The organism is Enterobacter cloacae complex sp. 309I3 (assembly GCF_050031595.1).
Classification (GTDB): Bacteria; Pseudomonadota; Gammaproteobacteria; order Enterobacterales; family Enterobacteriaceae; genus Enterobacter; species Enterobacter cloacae.
On sequence record NZ_JBLGWI010000001.1, the window covers coordinates 4,568,719 to 4,593,091 of the forward strand.

The 24,373-nt window shown below is 57.1% G+C and carries 15 protein-coding genes; 5 read left to right on the forward strand and 10 right to left on the reverse strand.

The window, feature by feature from the left end; all coding sequences use genetic code 11:
- From gntX to gntT, 3 genes are all read left to right on the forward strand, one after another.
- Entirely contained in the window at nt 1-684 is a 684-nt protein-coding gene (gene gntX / locus ACQG22_RS21950) for a DNA utilization protein GntX (RefSeq protein WP_038420751.1), read from the forward strand.
- Between the two features lie 61 nt (nt 685-745).
- Complete coding sequence (gene nfuA / locus ACQG22_RS21955) at nt 746-1,321, forward strand: Fe-S biogenesis protein NfuA (RefSeq protein ID WP_013099096.1); 576 nt, start codon at nt 746-748, stop codon at nt 1,319-1,321.
- Between the two features lie 388 nt (nt 1,322-1,709).
- Nucleotides 1,710-3,026 carry a gluconate transporter gene (gene gntT / locus ACQG22_RS21960; RefSeq protein WP_013099097.1) on the forward strand — a complete coding sequence of 439 codons (1,317 nt, stop codon included), beginning with the start codon at nt 1,710-1,712 and terminating at the stop codon, nt 3,024-3,026.
- A gap of 111 nt (nt 3,027-3,137) precedes the next feature.
- Here the strand turns inward: gntT and malQ are convergent, their stop codons facing one another.
- Entirely contained in the window at nt 3,138-5,216 is a 2,079-nt protein-coding gene (gene malQ / locus ACQG22_RS21965; RefSeq protein WP_023619865.1) for a 4-alpha-glucanotransferase, read from the reverse strand.
- 9 nt (nt 5,217-5,225) lie between these two features.
- Nucleotides 5,226-7,619, reverse strand: a complete 2,394-nt coding sequence (malP, locus tag ACQG22_RS21970; RefSeq protein ID WP_369706720.1) for a maltodextrin phosphorylase — start codon at nt 7,617-7,619, stop codon at nt 5,226-5,228.
- A gap of 585 nt (nt 7,620-8,204) precedes the next feature.
- Here malP and malT point away from each other — a divergent pair.
- Nucleotides 8,205-10,910, forward strand: coding sequence for an HTH-type transcriptional regulator MalT (gene malT / locus ACQG22_RS21975; protein ID WP_029883766.1), 2,706 nt, complete (start codon nt 8,205-8,207; stop codon nt 10,908-10,910).
- A gap of 61 nt (nt 10,911-10,971) precedes the next feature.
- Here the strand turns inward: malT and ACQG22_RS21980 are convergent, their stop codons facing one another.
- The 3 genes from ACQG22_RS21980 to glpE are packed head-to-tail and all read right to left on the reverse strand — an operon-like array spanning nt 10,972 to nt 12,957.
- Complete coding sequence (locus ACQG22_RS21980) at nt 10,972-11,730, reverse strand: DeoR/GlpR family transcriptional regulator (protein ID WP_013099103.1); 759 nt, start codon at nt 11,728-11,730, stop codon at nt 10,972-10,974.
- A 16-nt stretch (nt 11,731-11,746) separates the two neighbouring features.
- Complete coding sequence (glpG, locus tag ACQG22_RS21985; RefSeq protein WP_013099104.1) at nt 11,747-12,577, reverse strand: rhomboid family intramembrane serine protease GlpG; 831 nt, start codon at nt 12,575-12,577, stop codon at nt 11,747-11,749.
- Nucleotides 12,578-12,624: 47 nt separating this feature from the next.
- Nucleotides 12,625-12,957: a thiosulfate sulfurtransferase GlpE gene (gene glpE, locus ACQG22_RS21990; protein WP_014833569.1), complete on the reverse strand. Its 333-nt coding sequence runs from the start codon at nt 12,955-12,957 to the stop codon at nt 12,625-12,627.
- Nucleotides 12,958-13,207: 250 nt separating this feature from the next.
- Here glpE and glpD point away from each other — a divergent pair, with 250 nt between their 5' ends.
- Nucleotides 13,208-14,716 carry a glycerol-3-phosphate dehydrogenase gene (gene glpD, locus ACQG22_RS21995; RefSeq protein WP_040020737.1) on the forward strand — a complete coding sequence of 503 codons (1,509 nt, stop codon included), beginning with the start codon at nt 13,208-13,210 and terminating at the stop codon, nt 14,714-14,716.
- Between the two features lie 86 nt (nt 14,717-14,802).
- On the opposite strand, the gene glgP is transcribed toward glpD, so the two are convergent.
- Genes glgP through glgB form a run of 5 tightly spaced genes read right to left on the reverse strand, consistent with a single transcriptional unit; the run spans nt 14,803 to nt 24,170 of the window.
- Nucleotides 14,803-17,250, reverse strand: a complete 2,448-nt coding sequence (gene glgP / locus ACQG22_RS22000; protein WP_013099108.1) for a glycogen phosphorylase — start codon at nt 17,248-17,250, stop codon at nt 14,803-14,805.
- A gap of 18 nt (nt 17,251-17,268) precedes the next feature.
- A complete protein-coding gene (gene glgA, locus ACQG22_RS22005; RefSeq protein ID WP_013099109.1) occupies nt 17,269-18,702 on the reverse strand; it encodes a glycogen synthase GlgA in 1,434 nt (477 codons plus the stop codon).
- Nucleotides 18,702-19,997, reverse strand: coding sequence for a glucose-1-phosphate adenylyltransferase (glgC, locus tag ACQG22_RS22010; RefSeq protein ID WP_013099110.1), 1,296 nt, complete (start codon nt 19,995-19,997; stop codon nt 18,702-18,704). Before glgC ends, glgA begins: the two co-directional genes overlap by 1 nt.
- Nucleotides 19,990-21,987, reverse strand: a complete 1,998-nt coding sequence (glgX, locus tag ACQG22_RS22015; RefSeq protein WP_047351998.1) for a glycogen debranching protein GlgX — start codon at nt 21,985-21,987, stop codon at nt 19,990-19,992. The genes glgC and glgX overlap by 8 nt, the downstream gene beginning before the upstream one ends.
- A complete protein-coding gene (glgB, locus tag ACQG22_RS22020) occupies nt 21,984-24,170 on the reverse strand; it encodes a 1,4-alpha-glucan branching enzyme (RefSeq protein WP_013099112.1) in 2,187 nt (728 codons plus the stop codon). The genes glgX and glgB overlap by 4 nt, the downstream gene beginning before the upstream one ends.
- Between the last annotated feature and the right edge of the window lie 203 nt (nt 24,171-24,373).

Genomic DNA, 24,373 nt, shown 5'->3' on the forward strand with positions numbered 1-24,373 from the left:
ATGCTAACAGTGCCCGGCTTGTGCTGGCTATGTCGAATGCCACTTGCGCTGAGCGCGTGGGGAGTCTGTTCCGTCTGCACGCGTTCGCTGGCAAGCCGCATCACGACCTGCCCGCAGTGCGGTTTACCGGCGTACAGTCCACAGTTTCCCTGCGGTCGCTGCCTGAAAAAGCCACCACCGTGGAGCGCCCTGGTGGCGATCGATGATTACGTTCCACCGTTAAGCAGGCTTATCCACGCGCTGAAGTTTTCCGGCCAGATTGCGCTGGCTCGCCCTCTCGCCCGCCTGTTATTGCTGGCGGTGTTGCAGGCACGGCGCACGCGCGCGCTGCCGAAAGTGGATATGGTGCTGAATGTGCCCTTATACCGGCGCCGTCACTGGCGACGCGGCTACAACCAGAGCGACCTGCTCTGTCGCCCGCTCGCCCGGTGGCTCGGCTGTCAGTACCCAGCCGCTGCGCTGACGCGCCGCCATGCCACTGCCATTCAGCATCAGCTGAGCGCCCGGCTTCGCAAAAGGAACCTCAAAAACGCCTTTCGCCTTGAATTCGCCGTCAAAGGGCTCCATATCGCGATTGTGGATGATGTCGTCACCACAGGCAGTACCGTTGCTGAACTTTCCCGACTGCTTTTGCAAAGCGGCGCCGCGTCGGTTCAGGTATGGTGTCTGTGCCGTACCTTGTAGCCCTTCTCCAATGGGCGTATGATTATACCCAGGTAATTTAGTCAACTATTAGGCCAAAGCTATGATCCGTATTTCCGATTCTGCACAAGCGCACTTTGCCAAACTGCTGGCAAATCAGGAAGAAGGGACGCAGATCCGCGTGTTTGTGATCAATCCAGGCACTCCGAATGCAGAATGTGGTGTCTCCTATTGTCCGCCAGACGCGGTGGAAGCAACTGACACTGCCCTTAAATTTGACCAGCTCACGGCATATGTTGATGAGCTGAGCGCGCCGTATCTTGAAGATGCGGAGATCGACTTCGTCACCGACCAGCTGGGCTCGCAGCTGACGCTGAAAGCGCCAAACGCCAAAATGCGTAAAGTATCTGACGATGCCCCGCTGATGGAGCGCGTAGAGTATCTGCTGCAATCCCAGATCAACCCGCAGCTGGCCGGTCACGGTGGTCGCGTTTCCCTGATGGAAATCACCGACGAAGGCTACGCAATTTTGCAGTTTGGCGGCGGCTGTAACGGTTGCTCCATGGTCGATGTGACCCTGAAAGAAGGGATCGAGAAGCAGCTGCTGAACGAGTTCCCGGAACTGAAAGGCGTGCGTGACCTGACCGAACACCAGCGCGGCGAGCACTCTTACTACTGATTCATTGCCCGTCTGTATTGCCCGGTGGCGCTGCGCTTACCGGGCCTACAAAAATAGTGCGGTCTGATGCCCTCACCCCGCCCTCTCCCACGGGAGAGGGTGAAAACATTAAAAACGGTAACCTTGCGGTTACCGTTTTGCGTTTACCTCCATATGTTGACCTGCGTCTCATAATTTAAATTTTGCCCTCCAGGGTGATTCTCAATCACGTCATGTTACCCGTATCATTCTCATGGGCACTAAACACACTCATAACAGCCGACTAAACTAAATAGTTTCCAAGGTATCAGTATTAGTGCCGTTAACCACTCTGTTCCCAGTTGGGACAACCGGAACGTGTCGTTGAAACAATGACGTTACCCATAACAATTCAAAGGCCAGGTAAATCATGCCATTAGTCATCGTTGCTATCGGTGTTGTGTTATTACTGCTCTTGATGATCCGTTTCAAAATGAACGGGTTTATCGCTCTGGTTCTGGTGGCACTTGCAGTCGGTCTGATGCAAGGGATGCCGCTGGTCAAAGTTATTAGCTCCATTAAAGCGGGTGTCGGCGGCACGCTCGGCAGCCTGGCGTTGATCATGGGCTTTGGCGCCATGCTCGGCAAAATGCTGGCGGACTGCGGTGGCGCACAGCGTATCGCCACCACGCTTATCGACAAATTTGGTAAGAAGAACATCCAGTGGGCAGTTGTGTTAACCGGTTTTACCGTCGGTTTCGCACTGTTCTATGAAGTGGGCTTCGTGCTGATGCTGCCGCTGGTCTTCACCATTGCGGCGGCGGCGAGCATTCCGCTGCTGTATGTCGGTGTGCCAATGGCAGCAGCGCTGTCCGTGACGCACGGCTTCCTGCCACCGCACCCGGGCCCAACCGCTATCGCCACCATTTTCCACGCCGATATGGGTAAAACCCTGCTGTTCGGTACGATTCTGGCCATCCCAACCGTGATTCTGGCAGGCCCTGTTTATGCCCGCTTCCTGAAAGGCATTGATAAGCCGATTCCGGAAGGTCTGTACAGCGCGAAAACCTTCACCGAAGAAGAAATGCCTGGCTTTGGCGTCAGCGTCTGGACCTCTCTGGTCCCGGTGATCCTGATGGCGATGCGCGCCGTGGCAGAGATGGTTCTGCCGAAAGGTCACGCGTTCCTGTCCGTTGCTGAGTTCCTCGGCGACCCGGTGATGGCCACGCTGATTGCGGTGTTGATCGCGATGTTCACCTTCGGCCTGAACCGCGGTCGTTCCATGGATCAGATCAACGACACGCTGACCTCTTCCATCAAAATCATTGCCATGATGCTGTTGATCATCGGCGGTGGCGGTGCGTTCAAGCAGGTTCTGGTCGATAGCGGTGTGGATAAATACATCGCGGCCATGATGCATGAAACCAACGTGTCGCCGCTTCTGATGGCCTGGTCTATCGCCGCAGTTCTGCGTATCGCGCTGGGTTCTGCAACCGTTGCGGCAATCACCGCGGGCGGTATCGTTGCGCCACTGATTGCCACCACGGGCGTCAGCCCTGAGCTGATGGTTATTGCCGTCGGTTCCGGTAGCGTGATTTTCTCACACGTGAACGACCCGGGCTTCTGGCTGTTCAAGGAGTACTTCAACCTGACTATCGGTGAAACCATCAAGTCCTGGTCCGCGCTGGAAACCATTATTTCGGTGTGCGGTCTGGTCGGGGTGCTGCTGTTGAATATGGTGGTCTGATGCCATAAGTCGGGTGGCGGCTTCGCCTTACCCGACCTACTCGCTCCATGTAGGCCCGGTAAGCGTAGCGCCACCGGGCAATAAAAAACCCGCCAGTGGCGGGTTTTTTTATCACTTCTTCGCGACTGCTTTTCGCCGCTTGTCCAAATCCTTAATCAGCCTGTTCACCCCGTCATCAGCAAACATCGTCTCAAGCGTGGTGGATAACTTGCGGCGCCAGTTCTTGTACTGATAGCTGGTGCCCGGGATGTTCACCGGCTCCGCCATATCAATCCAGTCTTCCGGCTGCAGGCCCAGCAGGGCGCTGTTGCTGTCGGCAATGTAGCGCTGCAATCCGCGGTTGAGCGTCGGCGTCATCGACATCAGCGACGCTTTATGCCCGGCGCGTTTCGGCAGACAGCCGTGCTTATGCAGTGCATCCAGCAGACCCTGCTTCGCCAGCTCGCGATCCTGATACAGGCCGCGAAGGACATCTTCATCCGGATAGAGACCCAGGGTTTTACCGAGCGTCAGATCGCCGCTTTCCCAATAGCCACGAAGCGTAGGAAGGTCATGCGTCGTCGCGACTGCCATTGACTGTTCAGGGTACGCTTGCGGCGCGCGGAAGGTTTTCTCATGGTCGTTTTCAAAATAGAGCACTTTATAGGAGTAAACGCCGCTGTCGCGAAGCTTACTGACGATTTCTACCGGCACGGTACCGAGATCTTCGCCGATCACCATGCACTGATGGCGCTTGCTTTCCAGCGCCAGGATCGACAGCAGATCGTCAACCGGATACTGAACATACGCCCCGTGATCGGCCGTCTCACCGTAGGGGATCCACCACAGGCGCAGCACCGACATCACGTGGTCGATACGCAGCGCGCCGCAGTTCTGCATGTTGGCGCGCAGCAGGTCGATAAACGGCTCGTAGGCACGCGCCGCCATTACGTGCGGATCCATCGGCGGCAGGCCCCAGTTCTGGCCGAGCGGGCCCAGAATATCCGGTGGTGCGCCTACGGAGGCCTTCAGGCAGTACAGCTCACGGTCACACCAGGTTTCCGCCCCGCCTTCTGCCACGCCAACGGCCAGGTCGCGATACAGACCGATCGGCATCTTATAGCCCTGGCTCACCTGCCAGCAGTCGGCAAACTGGCTGTACGCCAGCCACTGCAGCCACAGGTAGAAGTCCACTTCATCGGCGTATTTTTTACAGAACGCTTTGACTTCAGGCGTGTCGACGGATTGATACGCCTCTGGCCAGACCGGCCAGCCCCAGCGCATTTCGTCCTCTTTCACCTGATACGCATGCAGCGCATCGAACGCCGCCTGCCAGTAGAGGCTCTCGCCCTCCTGCGCCACAAACTGACGGAAGGCGGCCATCTCCTCGTCATCACGCTGAGAAAAGCCTTTCCACGCCAGACGCAGGGCAGCCATCTTCAGCGCCGTCACGGTGGAATAGTCCACCCAGTCTGCTTCGCGCGCCTGCTTCAGCGCCTGCTGAGTGGTGCTAAGTGCCCACCACGCCTGCGCTTCCGGGCTGTTTTTGAAATCGTCTAACGCATTCACGTCGATGTAAATCACGTTCAGCCAGCGACGGGACGACGGGCTGTACGGGCTGGCACTCTCCGGGTTAGCCGGATAGAGGGCGTGGATCGGGTTGAGGCCGATAAACGCGCCGCCGCGCTCCCCCACCGATGCCAGCATCTTTTTCAGGTCACCAAAATCGCCGATGCCCCAGTTGCTGTCAGAGCGCAGGGTGTAGAGTTGCACGCAGGCACCCCACAGCTTTTTGCCTTCGAGCAACGCCTGCGGCTCATAACAACGTTTTGGCGCCACGATCAACCGGCAGTGAAAGCGCAGCTCGTCCTGGGTGAGCGTTAGGGTGTGGTAACCCTCCGGCAGCTTCGCCGGAAGGGTGAGTGCTTTGCCGCCGGTGGCGTGACCTTTGTGCTGATGTCCCTCTTCGGTGGTCAGCAGCCAGGTAAACTCGCCGCGTCCTTCCACCGCCAGCGACATCTTTTTGCCCGCGGTGAAGACTTTAACGTTCGGTACCGGCGTGGCCGACGCTTTCGCGTCGGTTTTGTGCATGGCATCCAGCAAACGTCTTTTGGTGTCGGCGCCAATAGACTGTGGTTTGCCGTGAGCATTAATGTAACTGAGGCTGATCCCCGCCGCCTGCGCGGCACTGTCCAGACGTTTACTCTCCATCGCGCTTCCTTAGCGTTTTGCCTGCCAGATACGAGTCTGATAATCCCGGATTGAACGGTCAGAGCTGAACATTCCGCAGCGGGCGGTGTTCAGAATGCACGCCTGGGTCCACGCTTCCTGGTCACGGTACAACACGTCGACCTGTTTTTGCGCTTCCACGTAGGCCGTGAAGTCCGCCATCACCAGATACGGGTCGCCGCCGTGTTTGTCCATGCTGTGCAGCATCTGGTCAAACGTGTGCTTATCGCCATCGCTGTATTTACCGCTTTCCAGCTCTTTCAGCACCGCATCCAGCACTTTGTCCTTCTTACGCCATTTCACCGGATCGTAGCCTTTGGCCTTGAGGGCTTTCACCTCTTCAACCGTATGACCAAAGATAAAGATGTTCTCTTTTCCGACCTTCTCGGCAATCTCTACGTTCGCACCGTCTAGCGTACCAACAGTCAGCGCGCCGTTCAGCGCCAGCTTCATGTTGCCGGTACCAGACGCTTCTTTACCCGCGGTCGAGATCTGCTCGGAGATATCCGCCGCCGGGATCAGCATCTCTGCGGCAGAGACGCAGTAGTCCGGCAAGAACACCACTTTCAGCTTGTCGCCCACTTTCGGATCGTTGTTGATAGCCTCCGCCACTTTATTGATGGCGAGGATAATGTTTTTCGCCAGGTAGTAGCCCGGTGCCGCTTTCGCGCCGAACAGGAACACGCGCGGCACGCGGTCAGCCTGCGGGTTCTCGCGGATCTCTTTGTACAGCGCGAGGATATGCAGCAGGTTCAGGTGCTGACGTTTATATTCGTGCAGACGCTTAATCTGGATGTCGAAAATGGCGTTCGGGTTAATCTCGATCCCGGTACGCGCTTTCACAAACGCCGCCAGACGCACTTTGTTATCCCGCTTGATGGCGCGGTATTGTTCGCGGAATTTCGCGTCGTCCGCGTATTTTTCCAGGTTGATCAGCTGGTCCAGATCGTTGGCCCACTCTTTCTTCAGCGTTTTGTCCAGCAGACCGGCCAGCAGCGGGTTGCACTGTTTGATCCAGCGACGCGGCGTGATGCCGTTGGTCACGTTATGGAATTTGGTCGGCCACAGCTGGTGATATTCCGGGAACAGGTCTTTCACCACCAGATCCGAGTGCAGCGCCGCCACACCGTTCACCGCAAAGCCGCTCACCACGCACATATTTGCCATGCGCACCTGTTTGTCATGCACCACGGCCAGCTTCGCCCAGACCGCTTTGTTGCCCGGCCAGGTTTTATCCACCAGCGTTTTAAACTGGTCGTTAATCTTGTTGATGATCTGCATATGGCGCGGCAGCAGCGTTTTCACCAGCTTCTCGTCCCAGCACTCCAGCGCTTCTGGCATCAGGGTGTGGTTGGTGTAAGCAAAGGTGCGGCTGGTGATCGCCCAGGCATCATCCCAGCTCAGCTGGTGCTCGTCGATCAGCACACGCAGCAGTTCAGGAATAGCGATGGTCGGGTGCGTGTCGTTAAGTTGAATCACTTCAAAGTCAGGCAGCTGTGCCAGCTTGCGGCCCGCCAGGTGGTGACGACGCAGAATATCCGCCACAGAGCAGGCGCACTGGAAGTACTGCTGCATCAGACGCAGTTTCTTGCCCGCCAGATGGTTGTCGTTCGGGTAGAGCACTTTGGTCAGCTTCTCGGCGTCGATGCCCTGCTGTTCGGCACGCAGGAAATCGCCGTCGTTAAATTTGGTCAGGTTAAACGGATGCGCATGCTTCGCCTGCCACAGACGCAACGGTTGCGCCACGCCGTTACGGTAACCGAGCACCGGCAGGTCCCAGGCTTCGCCGATAAACGTAAATGCCGGTTCCCAGAGGCCTTGTTTTGATACTTTACCGCCAATGTTCACCTGCACATCCAGCTGCGCGTTGTGGCGGAACCACGGGTAGGTGTTACGGTGCCAGTCGTCCGGCGCTTCCATCTGATGCCCGTCTGCAAATGACTGACGGAACAGACCGTATTGATAGTTCAGGCCGTAACCAATGGCCGACTGCCCAACCGTTGCCATCGAATCGAGGAAACAGGCCGCCAGACGTCCCAGACCACCGTTGCCCAGCGCCGGGTCAATCTCTTCTTCCAGCAGGTCGGTCAGGTTAATGTCGTGTTCTTTCAGCACATCCCCAACCTCCTGATACCAGCCGAGGTTCAGCAGGTTGTTGCCGGTCAGACGACCGATCAGGAATTCCATCGAGATATAGTTGACGTGGCGCTGACCTTTTACCGGTTTTGCCAGAGGTTGAGCATCCAGCTGCTCTGCGAGCGCACCGCTCACCGCCTGCCACCACTGGTGAGGCGTCATCTCGTTAGCAGCATGAAGGCCAAAACGCTGCCACTGACGCGTCAGGGCAGCCTGGAATTGAGCTTTGTTGAAGGTAGGCTGTGACATAGGGGATCGGCATCCTTTAGAAAGAAAACACAAGTTGGCGCTAGTGTGCCTGGCTCATTTCTCCTCTTCCTCCTCCCGCAGGGGATTAGGCAGGGAGGAGTAGCGGGGATGAGCATAAAAGTGTGATCGAGGCCACTCTGAGAGCATAGTCGGAGTGTGTCAGGAAGATAAAAAGATAACCGGGAAGCGTGTCAGGAAAATGAAATGCAGTTTCGGGTGAAATTAAAACGCGCTGAAATGATTACTTACGTAGAATAATATTTCTGCAACCGGGTCAGAACGAAGAAGATTATTAATTTCACTAAACTTTACCCCGCGTTTATTAAATTTGACGTCACTATACCTTTCTGAAACCAGTTTCAGCGCAGCCGCAGCACAGCCATACAAGCCAGCATTGACGCGGCATCACAGCCCTTTCCAGAAAGTTCCATCATCTGTCTGAATGTTTTGTGACAGAGTGCAAATTCAGAGCCACCAAAACCAGACATAACTTGCAATAGTTCTCTTTCTGGCCGACCTTATATCTATTAATTACGAAGCGCAAAAAAAATAAATTCTCTCGTTCCCCACAGTGAAGTGAAACCTATGTTGATTCCGTCTAAATTAAGTCGCCCGGTTCGTCTTGACCATACAGTGGTCCGCGAGCGTCTGTTGGCTAAACTTTCCGGCGCGCATAATTTCCGACTGGCGCTGGTTACGAGCCCTGCAGGTTATGGAAAAACAACGCTCATTTCGCAATGGGCCGCAGGTAAAAGCGATCTTGGCTGGTACTCCCTTGATGAGGGCGATAACCAGCAAGAACGTTTTGCCAGCTATCTGATTGCCGCCATTCAGCAGGCCACCAACGGGCACTGCGTGGCCAGCGAAGTGATGGTGCAAAAGCGCCAGTACGCCAGCCTGTCCTCCCTGTTCTCTCAGCTGTTTATTGAACTGGCTGAGTGGCACCGCCCGCTTTACGTGGTCATTGATGATTATCATCTGATCACTAACCCGGTGATCCATGAGTCCATGCGCTTCTTCCTGCGCCATCAGCCGGAAAACCTGACCCTGGTGGTGCTGTCGCGTAACCTGCCGCAGCTGGGCATTGCCAATCTGCGCGTGCGCGATCAGCTGCTGGAAGTGGGTAGCCAACAGCTGGCCTTTACCCATCAGGAAGCCAAACAGTTCTTTGACTGCCGCCTGAACTCACCGATTGAGGCCGCTGAAAGCAGCCGCCTGTGCGATGATGTCGCCGGTTGGGCGACAGCGCTGCAGCTGATTGCCCTCTCCGCCCGGCAAAATAACAGCCCGACGCATCAGTCCGCGCGTCGCCTGGCGGGGATCAACGCCAGCCATCTTTCTGATTACCTGGTGGATGAGGTGCTGAACAGCGTCGATCCTTCGACCCGCCATTTCCTGCTGAAGAGCTCCCTGCTGCGTTCCATGAACGACGCGTTGATTGTGCGCGTCACCGGCTGCGAAAACGGTCAGCTGCAGCTTGAAGAGATTGAACGCCAGGGGTTGTTCCTGACGCGGATGGACGATCCCGGCGAATGGTTCAGCTATCACCCGCTGTTTGGCAGTTTCCTGCGCCAGCGTTGCCAGTGGGAGCTGGCGACTGAATTGCCGGACATCCACCGGGCTGCCGCTGAGAGCTGGATGGCGCAAGGCTTCCCGAGCGAGGCTATCCATCATGCGCTCGCCGCCGGTGATGCCAGCATGCTGCGCGATATCCTCCTCAACCACGCGTGGGGGTTGTTTAACCACAGCGAACTGACGCTGCTGGAAGAGTCGCTGAAAGCGTTGCCGTGGGAGAGCCTGCTGGAGAACCCGCGTCTGGTGCTGCTGCAGGCCTGGCTGATGCAGAGCCAGCACCGCTACAGCGAAGTGAATACCCTGCTGGCGCGTGCCGAGCAGGAGATGGAAAGCGATATGGATACCACCCTGCACGGCGAATTTAACGCCTTGCGGGCCCAGGTAGCAATCAACGATGGCGATCCGGAAGAAGCAGAGCGGCTGGCAATGGTCGCGCTGGATGAGCTGCCGCTGGCCAATTTCTACAGCCGCATTGTGGCGACGTCGGTACACGGCGAGGTACTGCACTGCAAGGGTGAGCTGACGCGCTCCCTGTCGCTGATGCAACAAACCGAACAGATGGCCCGCCGTCATGATGTCTGGCATTACGCGCTGTGGAGCCTGATCCAGCAAAGCGAAATTTTATTTGCTCAGGGGTTCCTGCAGGCGGCCTGGGAGAATCAGGAAAAAGCGTTCCAACTGATTCGCGAACAGCATCTTGAACAGCTGCCAATGCACGAGTTCCTGTTGCGTATTCGCGCCCAGCTTCTGTGGGCGTGGTCACGCCTGGATGAAGCAGAGAGCTGTGCCCGTCAGGGCGTAGAGGTGCTTTCCGGCTTCCAGCCGCAGCAGCAACTGCAGTGCCTGGCCCTGCTGGTGCAATGCTCGCTGGCGCGTGGGGATCTGGATAATGCCCGCAACCACCTGAACCGTCTGGAGAACCTGCTCGGCAATGGTCAGTATCACAGCGACTGGGTTTCGAACGCCGATAAGGTGCGGGTGATTTACTGGCAGATGACGGGTGATAAGAAATCCGCCGCCAACTGGCTGCGCCAGACGCCAAAACCTGAATTTGCAAATAACCACTTCCTGCAAAGTCAGTGGCGAAACATTGCCCGCGCGCAGATCCTGCTCGGTGAGTTTGAACCGGCTGAGATTGTGCTGGAAGAGCTGAACGAGAACGCCCGCAGCCTGCGTCTGATGAGCGATCTCAATCGTAACCTGCTGCTGCTTAACCAGCTCTACTGGCAGGCCGGGCGTAAAAATGATGCCCAGCGCGTACTGCTGGAGGCGTTGCAGCTGGCGAACCGTACCGGGTTTATCAGTCACTTTGTGATTGAGGGCGAAGTGATGGCTCAACAGCTGCGTCAGCTTATTCAGCTCAACACGCTGCCGGAGCTGGATCAGCACCGTGCCCAGCGCATCCTGCGCGAGATTAACCAGCACCATCGCCACAAGTTCGCCCACTTCGACGAGAACTTCGTTGAACGCCTGCTGAACCATCCGGAAGTGCCTGAACTTATTCGCACCAGCCCGCTGACGCAGCGCGAATGGCAGGTACTGGGGCTTATCTATTCAGGCTACAGCAATGAGCAGATTGCCGGTGAGCTGGCGGTGGCGGCAACCACCATCAAAACGCATATCCGCAATCTGTATCAGAAGCTGGGCGTGGCGCACCGTCAGGATGCGGTGCAGCATGCGCAGCAGTTGTTGAAGATGATGGGGTATGGGGTGTAGGTTTGTGCGGGCTGATGCCCTCACCGCGGCCCTCTCCCCGTGGGAGAGGGAGAATGGCTTCTCAACATAACTCTAACTGCACATTATTATCTTTAATCACCTGCATCACGCCCGCCGGTGGCATCACATCGGTATAAACCGCATTTACCATGCTGATGCTGCCCATGTTGACCATCGCGTTACGGCCAAATTTGGAGTGGTCCACCACCAGCATCACGTGACGTGAGTTTTCAATGATCGCGCGCTTGGTGCGCACCTCGTGATAATCAAACTCCAGCAGTGAGCCGTCGCTGTCGATGCCGCTGATCCCCAGAATGCCGAAGTCGAGACGGAACTGAGAGATAAAATCGAGCGTCGCTTCGCCAATGATGCCGCCGTCGCGGCTGCGCAGTTCGCCCCCGGCGAGGATGATGCGGAAATCATCTTTCTGCATCAGGGTATTGGCCACGTTCAGGTTGTTGGTCACGATGCGCAGGTTTTCGTGATCCAGCAGCGCATGGGCGACCGCTTCAGGCGTGGTGCCGATATCAATAAACAGCGTCGCCCCGTTGGGGATTTGGCTCGCCACTTTACGGGCAATGCGCTCTTTCTCTGCCGTCTGCGTGGCTTTGCGGTCATGCCACGAGGTGTTAACCGAACTGGACGGCAGCGCCGCCCCGCCGTGATGGCGCAAAATACGGTTTTGATCGGCAAGATCGTTCAGGTCGCGGCGGATGGTTTGTGGGCTGACGGCAAACTGTTCCACCAGCTCTTCGGTGCTGACGTATCCCTGTTTTTTTACCAGTTCGATAATGGCGTCATGACGTTGTGTTTGTTTCATGAAATATCCCTGGGAATTATGTTCGTTTTCGCGCATGGAGCGTGTCGGCAAACGCCATTGCCAGCCCGACGGCCAGCCCGGTGACGTGTGCACCATTGGCGATAGACATACCAAACAGATCAAACCATCCGGCAATTAGCCATATTAACGCAAAGGTTATCAATCCGCGCTGCAGATAGATGCCACTTTCGGGGTCGCGCTCGCCTCTGAGCCAGACATAGCCCATCAGGGCATACACCACGCCGGATAAACCACCGAACCACGGGCCGCTGAATTTATGCTGCACATAGCCGCTCAGCAGAGCGCTGATAAGGGTGATAACAATCAGCTTGCCGCTGCCCAGACGCTTCTCCACCGCGCCACCGAGATACCACCACCACAGCAGGTTAAAGAGAATATGCATCACCGAGAAGTGCATCAGCGCGTGGGTGAAATAGCGCCAGACGTCAAAATCGAGAGACGGGTCGTACGGCCACGCAAGCGCGATCATCACGCTCTGGTCGCCCACCACGTTCATAATGATGAAGACGATAATGCAGGCCGCCATCAGTAGCAGCGTAAACGGACCTGCGCGCTCGCGAATGGTGGCAAGGAAGGGGAAGCGCCGATAGTGCAGTCCGCTCCCCGTCTGCCCCGACTGCCAGCTCGCGGCGAGATAGCGAGGGTCGCCGGGATTCTCAAGAAAGCGGGCCAGTTCCGCATTCACGCGATCGGCCTGGCTTTCATCCGCCAGCCAGACATCGGTTTTCGTGTGCTGCTGAACGGTCAGGATGATGCCCTGGGTTGCCATATAGTCGACAAACGCCTGGGCGACGCGCGGATTGGTAAAAGAGGTGATCATCAACATGGGCGGCGGTCGCTTATTTCCACACAAAAGGGGACAGTATAGCGGGATCAGCGCTCAAAAGCGTATTCCACTTCTGCCGGGAAATGACGATGCCAGGCATCGAAACCGCCGTCGACGCTGTAGACCGCATCATAGCCCTGCTGAATAAGGTACTGCGCCGCACCTTTGCTGCTGTTGCCGTGATAGCACATCACCATCACCGGCGTATCGAAGTCGTTATCGCGCATAAACGCGCCCAGCGTATCGTTGGTGAGGTGGAACGCACCCGGGGTGTGGCCCATCGCAAAACTCTGCGGATCGCGGATATCCACCAGCACCGCCGTTCCCTGGTGCATCTTCTGGTGGGCTTCTTCTACGTTAATACATTCAAACTGATCCATGGTGTTCTCTTTCTGTTGTTCAGGTTGGGTGCGCTCTGATGCCCTCACCCCAGCCCTCTCCCACGGGGAGAGGGAGAAAAGTTAGTCGCACTATTTTACCCCGTAGTGTACGTCCTGGCGGCGGGTAAACGCCATTATGTTATCCATATCACTCTAAATTGTTTTTTTGATGTTACCAAAAGCTCGTTCCTTTGCTATTATGAGCGATATCGAACATTTCTGAGCTTTAACGAAAGTGCGTGAGGGTGTTATGGAAACCAAAGATCTGATTGTGATAGGCGGTGGCATCAACGGTGCCGGTATTGCGGCAGACGCCGCAGGACGCGGATTATCCGTACTGATGCTGGAAGCTAACGACCTCGCCTGCGCGACGTCGTCCGCCAGCTCCAAACTGATTCACGGTGGCCTGCGCTACCTGGAACACTATGAATTCCGTCTGGTCAGTGAAGCGCTGGCCGAACGTGAAGTGCTGCTGAAGATGGCACCGCACCTGGCCATCCCGATGCGCTTCCGCCTGCCCCATCGCCCGCATCTGCGTCCGGCGTGGATGATTCGAATCGGTCTGTTTATGTACGATCATCTGGGTAAACGCACCAGCCTGCCGGGTTCAAACGGTTTGCGTTTTGGCTCAGAATCGGTCCTTAAGCCTGAAATCGTGCGCGGTTTCGAATATTCCGACTGCTGGGTGGACGATGCGCGTCTGGTGCTGGCTAACGCACAGATGGTTGAGAAGAAAGGCGGCGAAGTGAAAACCCGCACCCGCGCCACCGCTGCGCGCCGTGAAAACGGCCTGTGGATCGTCGAAGCGGAAGACGTGGATACAGGCGAGAAGTTCAGCTGGAAAGCGCGCGGTCTGGTGAACGCCACCGGCCCATGGGTGAAACAGTTCTTCGACGAGGGGATGCATCTGCCATCTCCATACGGTATCCGCCTGATCAAAGGCAGCCACATTGTGGTTCCACGCGTGCACACCCAGAAGCAGGCCTACATTCTGCAGAACGAAGACAAGCGCATCGTGTTTGTGATCCCGTGGATGGACGAATTCTCCATCATCGGCACCACCGACGTGGAGTACAAAGGCGATCCGAAAAACGTCGAGATCGACGAGAGCGAAGTGAACTACCTGCTGAAGGTGTATAACGCGCACTTCAAGAAACAGCTGTCCCGCGATGACGTGGTCTGGACTTACTCCGGCGTGCGTCCGCTGTGCGATGACGAATCTGACTCACCGCAGGCGATTACCCGCGACTATACGCTCGATATTCACGACGTGGACGGTCAGGCACCGCTGCTCTCCGTGTTTGGTGGCAAGCTCACCACCTACCGTAAGCTGGCCGAGCACGCGCTGGAAAAACTGGCGCCGTACTACAAAGGCATTGGCCCGGCATGGACCAAAGGCGCGGTACTGCCTGGCGGTGATATCGGCGACAACCGCGATGATTACGCCGCGAAGCTGCGTCGTCGCTATCCATTCATCACAGAAGGCATGGCGCGCCACTATGCCCGTACCTACGGCAGCAACACGGAATTGATCCTGAGTGACGCGAAAGAGATTGCCGACCTGGGCGAACATTTTGGTCACGAGCTGTACGAAGCCGAACTGCGCTATCTGGTGGAACATGAGTGGGTTCGCCGTCTGGATGATGCCATCTGGCGTCGTACCAAAGAGGGTATGTGGCTGAATGCCGAACAGCAGTCGCGTGTGGCGCAGTGGTTGCTGCAGCATGCGGGGAAGCGTGAGCTGTCGTTGGCGTCGTGATGTAAAAAAGCCGGGTGGCGGCTCCGCCTTACCCGGCCTGCTCGATCCCGTAGGCCCGGTAAGCGCAACGCCACCGGGCTTTGTTTTTACAACCGCACCGGATCAATATGCCAGATATTCTCGGCATACTCCTTAATGGTCCTGTCGGACGAGAAATACCCCATATTGGCGATGTTATGCATCGCGACGCAGGTCCACTTCTCCTGCTGACGATAAAGCTCGTCCACCCTGTCCTGACAATCCACGTAGCTGCGGTAATCCGCCAGCACCTGATAGTGGTCGCCAAAGTTAATCAGCGAATCCACCAGGTCCCGATAGCGCCCTGGCTCGTCTGGGCTAAACACCCCGGTGGCGATTTGCGTCAGCACCTGACGTAGCTCCTCATCCTCTTCGTAATACTCACGCGGCGAGTAGCCTTTCTTGCGCAGCGCCTCCACCTCTTCCGTGGTATTCCCGAAGATAAAGATATTTTCCGCCCCCACGTGCTCCAGCATTTCGACATTGGCCCCGTCCAGCGTGCCGATGGTCAGCGCGCCGTTAAGGGCAAACTTCATGTTACTGGTGCCGGACGCTTCCGTCCCGGCGGTGGAGATCTGCTCAGAGAGATCGGCCGCCGGAATGATCAGCTGCGCCAGGCTGACGCTGTAGTTAGGAACAAAGACCACCTTCAGCTTGTCGCCGATATCCGGATCGTTGTTGACCACCTTCGCCACATCATTGATGAGGTGAATGATGTGCTTCGCCATGTAGTAAGCGGACGCCGCCTTACCGGCAAAGATCTTCACACGCGGCACCCACTCCGCCGTCGGATCGGCCTTGATGCGGTTATAGTGGGTGATCACATGCAGCACGTTCATCAGCTGGCGCTTGTACTCATGAATACGCTTGATCTGTACGTCGAACAGCGCTTTCGGGTTCGCCACCACGTTCAGATGTAACGCCAGCCAGACTGACAGACGTTTCTTGTTCAGCAGCTTGGCTTCTCGTACGGCTTTGTTCACCGCCGGAAAATCAATGTGCTGTTCAAGCTCGCTCAGCTGGCTGAGATCGGTTCGCCAGGTGCGGCCAATGTGCTCATCCAGCACCTCAGAAAGCGGCTGGTTTGCCAGCGCCAGCCAGCGACGCGGCGTGACGCCATTGGTCACGTTGCAGAAACGCGTCGGGAAGATCTTCGCAAAGTCCGCAAACAGCGACTGCACCATCAGGTTCGAGTGCAGCTCTGAAACCCCGTTCACCTTGTGGCTGATCACCACCGCCAGCCAGGCCATGCGTACGCGACGACCGTTCGATTCATCGATGATAGAAGCGCGGCTCAGGAGGCCGGTATCGTTCGGATACTGCTCCTGCAGCGTCTTGAGGAAGTAGTCATTAATTTCAAAGATGATCTGCAGGTGGCGCGGCAAAATTTTGCCGAGCATATCCACCGGCCAGGTTTCCAGCGCTTCGCTCATCAGCGTGTGGTTAGTGTAAGAGAAGACCTGACAGGTCACCTCAAACGCATCGTCCCAGCTGAACTTATGCTCGTCGATAAGCAGACGCATCAGCTCCGGGATCGACAGCACCGGATGGGTATCGTTGAGGTGAATGGCGGTTTTTTCCGCCAGATTGGCGTAGGTCTTGTGCAGCTGATAGTGACGGCTGAGGATATCCTGAATCGTCGCGGAGACGAGGAAATACTCCTGACGCAGGCGCAGCTCGCGCCCGGAATAGGTCGAGTCGTCCGGGTAGAGCACGCGGGAGACGTTCTCGGAGTGGTTTTTATCTTCCACCGCCGCGAAGTAGTCGCCCTGGTTAAATTTACCCAGGTTAATCTCGCTACTGGCCTGCGCGTTCCACAGACGCAGCGTATTGGTCGCATCGGTATCGTAGCCCGGGACAATCTGGTCATAGGCGACGGCAAGGATCTCTTCGGTTTCCACCCAGCGGGACTTTTTCCCTTCCTGCTGAATACGTCCGCCAAACCGCACCTTATAGCGCGTATTGTGACGTTTAAACTCCCACGGGTTACCGTATTCCAGCCAGTAGTCCGGGGACTCTTTCTGACGTCCGTCCACAATGTTCTGCTTGAACATCCCGTAGTCGTAGCGAATGCCGTAGCCACGCCCCGGCAGGGCCAGCGTCGCCAGCGAGTCGAGGAAGCAGGCGGCAAGTCGCCCCAGGCCACCGTTACCGAGCCCCGGGTCGTTCTCTTCGTCAATCAGCTCTTCTAAGTCCAGCCCCATCTCTTCCAGCGCGGTTTTAACGTCATCGTAAATACCGAGCGATAACAGCGCGTTAGAGAGGGTGCGGCCAATCAAAAATTCCATCGACAGGTAGTAAACCTGACGCGTTTCCTGCGATAGCTGGGCGCGGTTGGAGCGCAGCCAGCGTTCAACCATGCGGTCACGCACCGCAAACAGGGTGGCGTTGAGCCACTCGTGTTTGTTGGCGATGACCGGATCTTTCCCGATGGTAAACATCAGCTTATAGGCGATAGAGTGCTTCAACGCCTCAACGCTGAGCGTGGGGGAAGAGTAGCTAAAAGGAGCGTTCATATCAGTAACTTCGCCTCGTTACATCAAGCGTTGATAGAGATCGCGGTATGACTGCGCCGCAACGTGCCAGCTAAAGTCCATGGACATCGCCTGACGTTGAACGTAACGCCACAGCGACGGACGGGACCACAAGACGAAAGCACGCCGAATCGCCCGAAGCAGCGACCAGGCATTACTGTCCTCAAAGACAAACCCGCTGGCGATACCGTCCGCCAGGTTTTCCAGTGAGCTGTCAGATACCGTATCCGCCAGCCCGCCCGTGCGTCGCACCAGCGGCAGGGTGCCGTACTTCAGGCCGTAGAGCTGCGTCAGGCCGCAAGGTTCAAAACGGCTCGGCACCAGAATGACGTCCGCGCCGCCCATGATCCGGTGCGAGAACGCTTCGTGATAGCCAATCTGCACGCCCACCTGCCCCGGGTGTTCCGCCGCTGCCGCCAGGAAGCCTTCCTGCAATACCGGGTCGCCCGCGCCGAGCAGCGCCAGCTGTCCGCCCTGCTCCAGCAGACCCGGCAGGGCCTCCAGCACCAGGTCCAGCCCTTTCTGGCTGGTCAGACGGCTCACCACCGCAAACAGCGGCACTTTGTCGTTGACCTTCAGCCCCATCGCAATTTGTAACTGGCGTTTGTTTTCCGCTTTGTCTTCCACGGAATCACGGCCATAGCGGGCCGCGAGCAGCAGGTCGGTCTCCGGGTTCCAGATCTGTTCATCGACGCCGTTAAGGATCCCCGACAAACGCCCTTCACGATGGCGCTGACGGAGCAACCCTTCCAGGCCGTAGCCGAACTCCGGCTGCGTAATTTCACGGGCGTAGGTCGGGCTCACGGCCGTGATGTGGTCGGCATAGTAAAGCCCGGCCTTCAGGAACGAGATCTGCCCGTTAAACTCCAGCCCGTGCATGTTATAGAACGACCATGGCAGATCGATGTCATTCATGTGATGGGCGTAGTACATGCCCTGATACGCCAGGTTATGCACCGTAAAGACCGATTTCGCCGGATGGCCGCGCGCCGCCAGATATGCCGGAGCGAGCCCCGCGTGCCAGTCGTGTGCGTGCACAATGTCCGGGCGCCAGAACGGATCCAGCCCTACCGCCATTTCAGCCCCAACCCAGCCGAGCAGCGCAAAACGCAGCACGTTGTCGGTATAGGCAAACAGGTTCGTATCGTGATACGGGCTACCTGGTCGGTCATATAAGTGCGGCGCGTCAATCAGGTAGATGCCCACGCCATTGTAATGTCCATACAACAGGGTAATGCGTCCGGCGAAGGTGTCACGGCGCGTCACCACCTTTGCATCGGGAATGCCGCGCCGGATATCCGGGAAGGCAGGCAGCAGGACTCGGGTATCGACTCCGCCGGCGATTTGCGCCGCGGGTAATGCACCAAGAACATCCGCCAGGCCGCCCGTTTTTAACAACGGGAACATCTCAGAACATACGTGTAAAACCTGCATCATCGCTCCTGTTTGATCTGCAGCTTCCGCAACATTTCCCGTGTGACTAACACGATCCCCTCTTCAGAACGGTAGAAGCGACGTGCATCTTCTTCCGCGTTTTCACCAATCACCATTCCTTCAGGAATGACGCAGGCACGGTCGATCACGCAGCGACGCAGACGACACGAACGCCCGACCCAGACATCCGGCAGCAGCACCGCCGAATCGATATTACAGAATGAGTTTATACGCACGCGCGGGAACAGCACCGACTGCACCACCACCGAGCCGGAGATAATGCACCCGCCAGAGACCAGCGAGTTCAGCGTCATGCCGTGGCTGCCGGAGCGGTCCTGAACGAACTTCGCTGGCGGCAGGGATTCCATATGGGTACGGATCGGCCAGTTCTGGTCGTACATATCCAGCTCAGGCGTGACGGAGGCCAGATCGAGGTTGGCTTTCCAGTACGCTTCCAGGGTTCCCACATCGCGCCAGTAAGGTTCCGCATTCGGATCTGACTGCACGCAGGACAGCGGGAAAGGATGTGCATAGGCCATGCCAGCTTTGGTAATTTTCGGAATGATGTCTTTACCGAAGTCGTGGCTGGAGTGTTCGTCTTTGTCGTCTTCTTCCAGCAGCTCATAAAGGTAATCTGCATCAAAGACATAGATCCCCATGCTGGCGAGCGATTTGGTGTCATCTCCCGGCATGGTTGGTGGGTTGGCCGGTTTTTCAACGAAGTCGATAATTTTATCGTCCGCGTCCACGTGCATCACGCCAAACGCCGTCGCCTCGGCAACGGGCACCGGCAGACACGCCACGGTGCAGCGCGCCCCTTTCTCGACGTGGTCGATGAGCATGTGGGAGTAGTCTTGCTTGTAGATGTGATCCCCGGCGAGGATCACGATGTACTCCGCGTTGTAGCGGCGAATGATATCGAGGTTCTGGGTCACCGCATCAGCGGTGCCGCGGTACCAGTTTTCACCGTGAACACGCTGCTGGGCAGGCAGGAGATCGACAAACTCATTCATCTCTTCGCTGAAGAATGACCAGCCGCGCTGAATATGCTGCACCAGGGTGTGCGACTGATACTGCGTAATGACGCCAATGCGGCGAATACCTGAGTTCAGGCAGTTGGACAGTGCAAAATCGATAATTCGGAACTTACCACCAAAGTGAACAGCCGGCTTGGCGCGCTTGATGGTCAAATCTTTAAGACGGGTTCCGCGCCCGCCAGCGAGGATCAGGGCAACCGTTTTTAAGGGGAGCTGGCGTGCCAACATTAAGGGATCGTTCTTCTCTAATCTAACCATGACTAACTCCTTTTTTATCATCTTGGAATACGCACACTCCGTGCGCAGGCCCGTGCCAGACAGCCATTACTACCGGATTATCCGCTCCGGCAAAGGGGGGAACGGCGCGCCATTCCCCGTCAGGTAAAACAATCTCAGCGACGTCATCCGTCGCGTTCAGCGTAACCAGCCAGCGATCCGAAAGCAGGATCTGCAGGCGCGGTACGCCGTGTTGCCACTCTTGCGCGCTTAACGGTTGCGCGTCTTTATTCAGCCAGCGAACGTTGCCGTCGCCCTCCTCCCACCAGCGGTTGGCGGTGAGCGCGGGGATCTGCTGACGAAGGTGGATCAGCGCCGCGGTAAAGTGGATCAGGCCGCTGTTCGCTTCTCCCCAGTCGAGCCAGGTTAAGGTGTTGTCCTGGCAATAGGCGTTGTTGTTACCGTGCTGGCTGTGGCCATGTTCATCCCCTGCCAGCAGCATCGGCGTGCCCTGCGACAACAAAAGCGTCGTCAGCAGCGCATGCACGCTGGCGCGTCGCCGCTCAATAACATCCAGACTTCCGCCTAACCCTTCTATACCATGATTAAAGCTATGGTTATTGTTAGTGCCATCGCGATTCTCCTCGCCATTTGCCTCATTGTGTTTCTGATTGAAACAAACGCAGTCCCGGAGCGTAAAACCGTCATGCGCGGTCACCAGGTTGACGGTAGCAGACGGTCGTTTGCCATCACGTTTAAACAGATCGCTGGAAGCGGCAAAGCGTCCGGCGAACTCCCCCAGCGACAGGCTTCTCTCCAGCCAGAAGCGGCGTACGGCATCGCGATAGTGGTCGTTCCATTCGGCAAACAGCGGCGGGAAGTTCCCCACCTGGTAGCCACCTTCACCAATGTCCCACGGCTCGGCAATCAGCTTCACCCGCGAGAGCACCGGGCAGTTTTTGATCGCCTCAAACAGCGGCGCCTGCTGGCTGAACCCCGGCGTGCGGCCCATCACCGGCGCCAGGTCAAAACGAAAACCGTCGACGTGGAACGTTTCCACCCAATATTTCAGGCATTCATACGCAAAATGCGTCACCGCCGGATGGCTGAGGTTGAGCGTGTTACCGCAACCGGTCCAGTTGTGGTAATCACCATCCTCTCTGATCCAATAATAGCTACGGTTATCAATTCCGCGCATGGAGAGCGTCGGACCGTCGAGATCGCTTTCCGCGCTGTGGTTCAGCACCACGTCCAGAATCACTTCGATACCGGCCGCATGAAGCGCTTTCACCGCATCACGAAACTCGTCCCGCGCCTTGTCCGGGTGGGCGGCGTAGCGGGGGTCGAGCGCAAACATCGCCAGCGGGTTGTAGCCCCAGTAGTTGCTCAGCCCCAGTCGCTGCAGGCGAGGCTCGCTGGCGAAATGGGCGATGGGCAACAACTCCAGCGCGGTGATCCCGAGATGTTTCAGATAGGCGATCATGGTCGGATGGCCGAGCGCCTTATAGGTGCCGCGCATCTCTTTGGGAATAGACGGATGGAGATAGGTCAGCCCTTTTACATGGGCCTCGTAAATCACGGTGTTGCCCCACGGCGTGCCCGGCGGGGCATCGTCTTCCCAGTCGTAGCGATCGCCCACCACCACGCTTTTTGGGGCCACGTGGGCGCTGTCGCGGTGGTCTGGTTCCCCGTAGCCGACGTGGAACAGCGGGTCGTCTTTAAACTCGCCTTCCACGCGGTGGGCACACGGGTCAATCAGCAGCTTTGCCGGGTTAAACCAGTGCCCCTGAGCAGGCGCCCAGGGACCGTGAACGCGAAAACCGTAATGCATCCCTGGCCGTCCACCGGCCAGGTAACCGTGCCAGGTATCCCCGGTGCGCGCCGGTAAATCGTAACGATGTTCGTTACCTTCCCCGTCAAACACACAGAGTTCGACCCGCTCCGCGTGAGCAGAAAAGAGGGTGAAATTCACACCCTTTCCGTCAAAGCTCGCCCCGAGCGGTTCGGGTTTACCTGCCGTAAGCTGCGTCATTCGCCCTCCCGCACCAGCCAGATGGTACCGAGCGGCGGCAGCGTCAGGCTCAGGGAGTTGGGGCGCCCGTGGCTTTCGATGGCATCACTCTGGACCAGTCCGCCGTTACCGGCGTTACTGCCGTGGTAATGAATGGAATCGGTGTTGAGGATTTCGCGCCATTTACCGGCCTGATTAATGCCAAAGCGGTAATGATGACGTGGAACCGGCGTAAAATTACTGGCAACGATAATCTCGTTACCCGCTTTATCCCGGCGCACAAAGACAAATACCGAGCGCTCATGGTCGTCCACCACCAGCCACTCAAAACCGTACGGATCGAAGTCCAGCTCGTGCAGTGCTTTATGGTGGCGGTAGGTCAGGTTCAGATCGCGGACCAGCCGCTGCACGCCGTGGTGCCAGTTGTCAGCGCCCTCCAGCAGATGCCAGTCGAGGCTGGTATCGTGGTTCCACTCGCGCCCCTGGGCGAACTCGTTGCCCATAAACAGCAGTTTTTTGCCCGGGAAGGCGAACATCCAGCCGTAGTAGGCGCGCAGGTTGGCAAACTTCTGCCACGCGTCGCCCGGCATGCGGTCGAGAATGGATTTTTTACCGTGCACCACTTCATCGTGCGACAGCGGCAGCATGAAGTTTTCGGTGTAGTTGTAGAGCAGCCCGAAGGTAAGCTTATCGTGATGATACTGACGATAAACCGGGTCGAGCTTCATGTAATCGAGCGTGTCGTGCATCCAGCCCAGGTTCCACTTGTACCAGAAGCCCAGGCCACCCATTGACGGCGGACGGGAAACGCCCGGGAAGTCGGTGGACTCTTCCGCCATCGTCACCGCGCCCTCGACCTGCTCGCCAATAATGCGGTTGGTGTTGCGCAGAAACTCAATCGCTTCCAGGTTCTCGCGACCGCCATACTCGTTCGGGATCCACTCGCCCTCTTTGCGGCTATAGTCGCGATAGATCATCGACGCCACCGCATCCACGCGCAGGGCATCAATGCCGAAACGCTCGATCCAGTAAAGCGCGTTCCCGACCAGGTAGTTCGCGACTTCACGACGACCGTAGTTGTAGATCAGCGTATTCCAGTCCTGGTGATAGCCTTCGCGCGGGTCGCTGTGCTCGTACAGTTTTGTGCCGTCGAACTCGGCCAGCGCAAAATCATCCGACGGGAAGTGGCCCGGCACCCAGTCAAGAATGACGTTCAGCCCGGCGGCGTGTGCGGCATCAACGAAATAGCGGAAGTCGTCGCGCGTGCCAAAGCGGCGCGTCGGTGCGTATAACCCGGTGGGCTGATAGCCCCAGCTTCCGTCGAACGGATGTTCGTTAACCGGCAGCAGCTCCAGATGGGTAAAGCCCATCCATTTGGCGTACGGTACCAGCTGGTCAGCCAGCTCACGATAGCTCAGCCAGAAATTGTCATCGGTGTGGCGACGCCAGGAGCCGAGATGCACCTCATAAACGGAGATTGGCGCGTCGAAGCGGTTAGCCTGCTTGCGCTCTTCCGTCTGGACCACCTTCTCCGGCAGGCCGCAAATAAGCGAGGCAGTATTCGGGCGCAGCTCCGCTTCAAAGGCGTACGGGTCAGCCTTAATGCGCAGCTTGCCGTTGGCATCGATCATCTCAAATTTATAGAGCTGACCGTTATGCGCGCCGGGGATGAACAGCTCCCAGATGCCGGTTTCCCGACGCAGGCGCATGGGGTGACGACGACCGTCCCAGTAGTTGAACTGCCCGACGACGGAGACGCGCTGGGCGTTTGGCGCCCACACGGCAAACCGCGTGCCGGTAATACCATCCATGGTATCCGCATGGGCACCCAGCGTTTCATAAGGCCGCAGATGGGTACCTTCGGACAGCAGCCAGGCATCCATCTCTTTTAAGAGCGGGCCAAAGCTATAGGGATCGTCAATCAGGTTTTGCTGACCGTGCCAGATGACGGCAAGCTGATAACGAAAGGGGTTTTTACGACGGGGCATGACGCCCGAGAAGAAGCCACGTGAGTCGAGGCATTCCAGATTACCCACCTTGCGGCCGGTTTTGGGTTCGATGACCCACACTTCTGTGGCATCCGGTAACAGCGCGCGAACTTCCAGCCCGGCCTCTGTACGGTGCATCCCTAGCACAGAAAAGGGGTCGGCAAAATGACCCGCAATAAGCGCATTAATCACGTCTCTCGAAATACGATCGGACATGGTATTCATCCTGTTTTTTTATGTCGCCCTTTTTATTCGCTCCGGGACGACTTTTAATGTGACCTAAACGGTGCAGCTCATCCTCTCTGCTCCGCCCTACCCTCAGGTGAGAAATAAATCTTCCTTAAAGCATAGCCAACGACGAGGTTCCTCCTGATAAAAAATAAGACATCTGCGTTTTACTCCATGTAGTACGCAAAAAA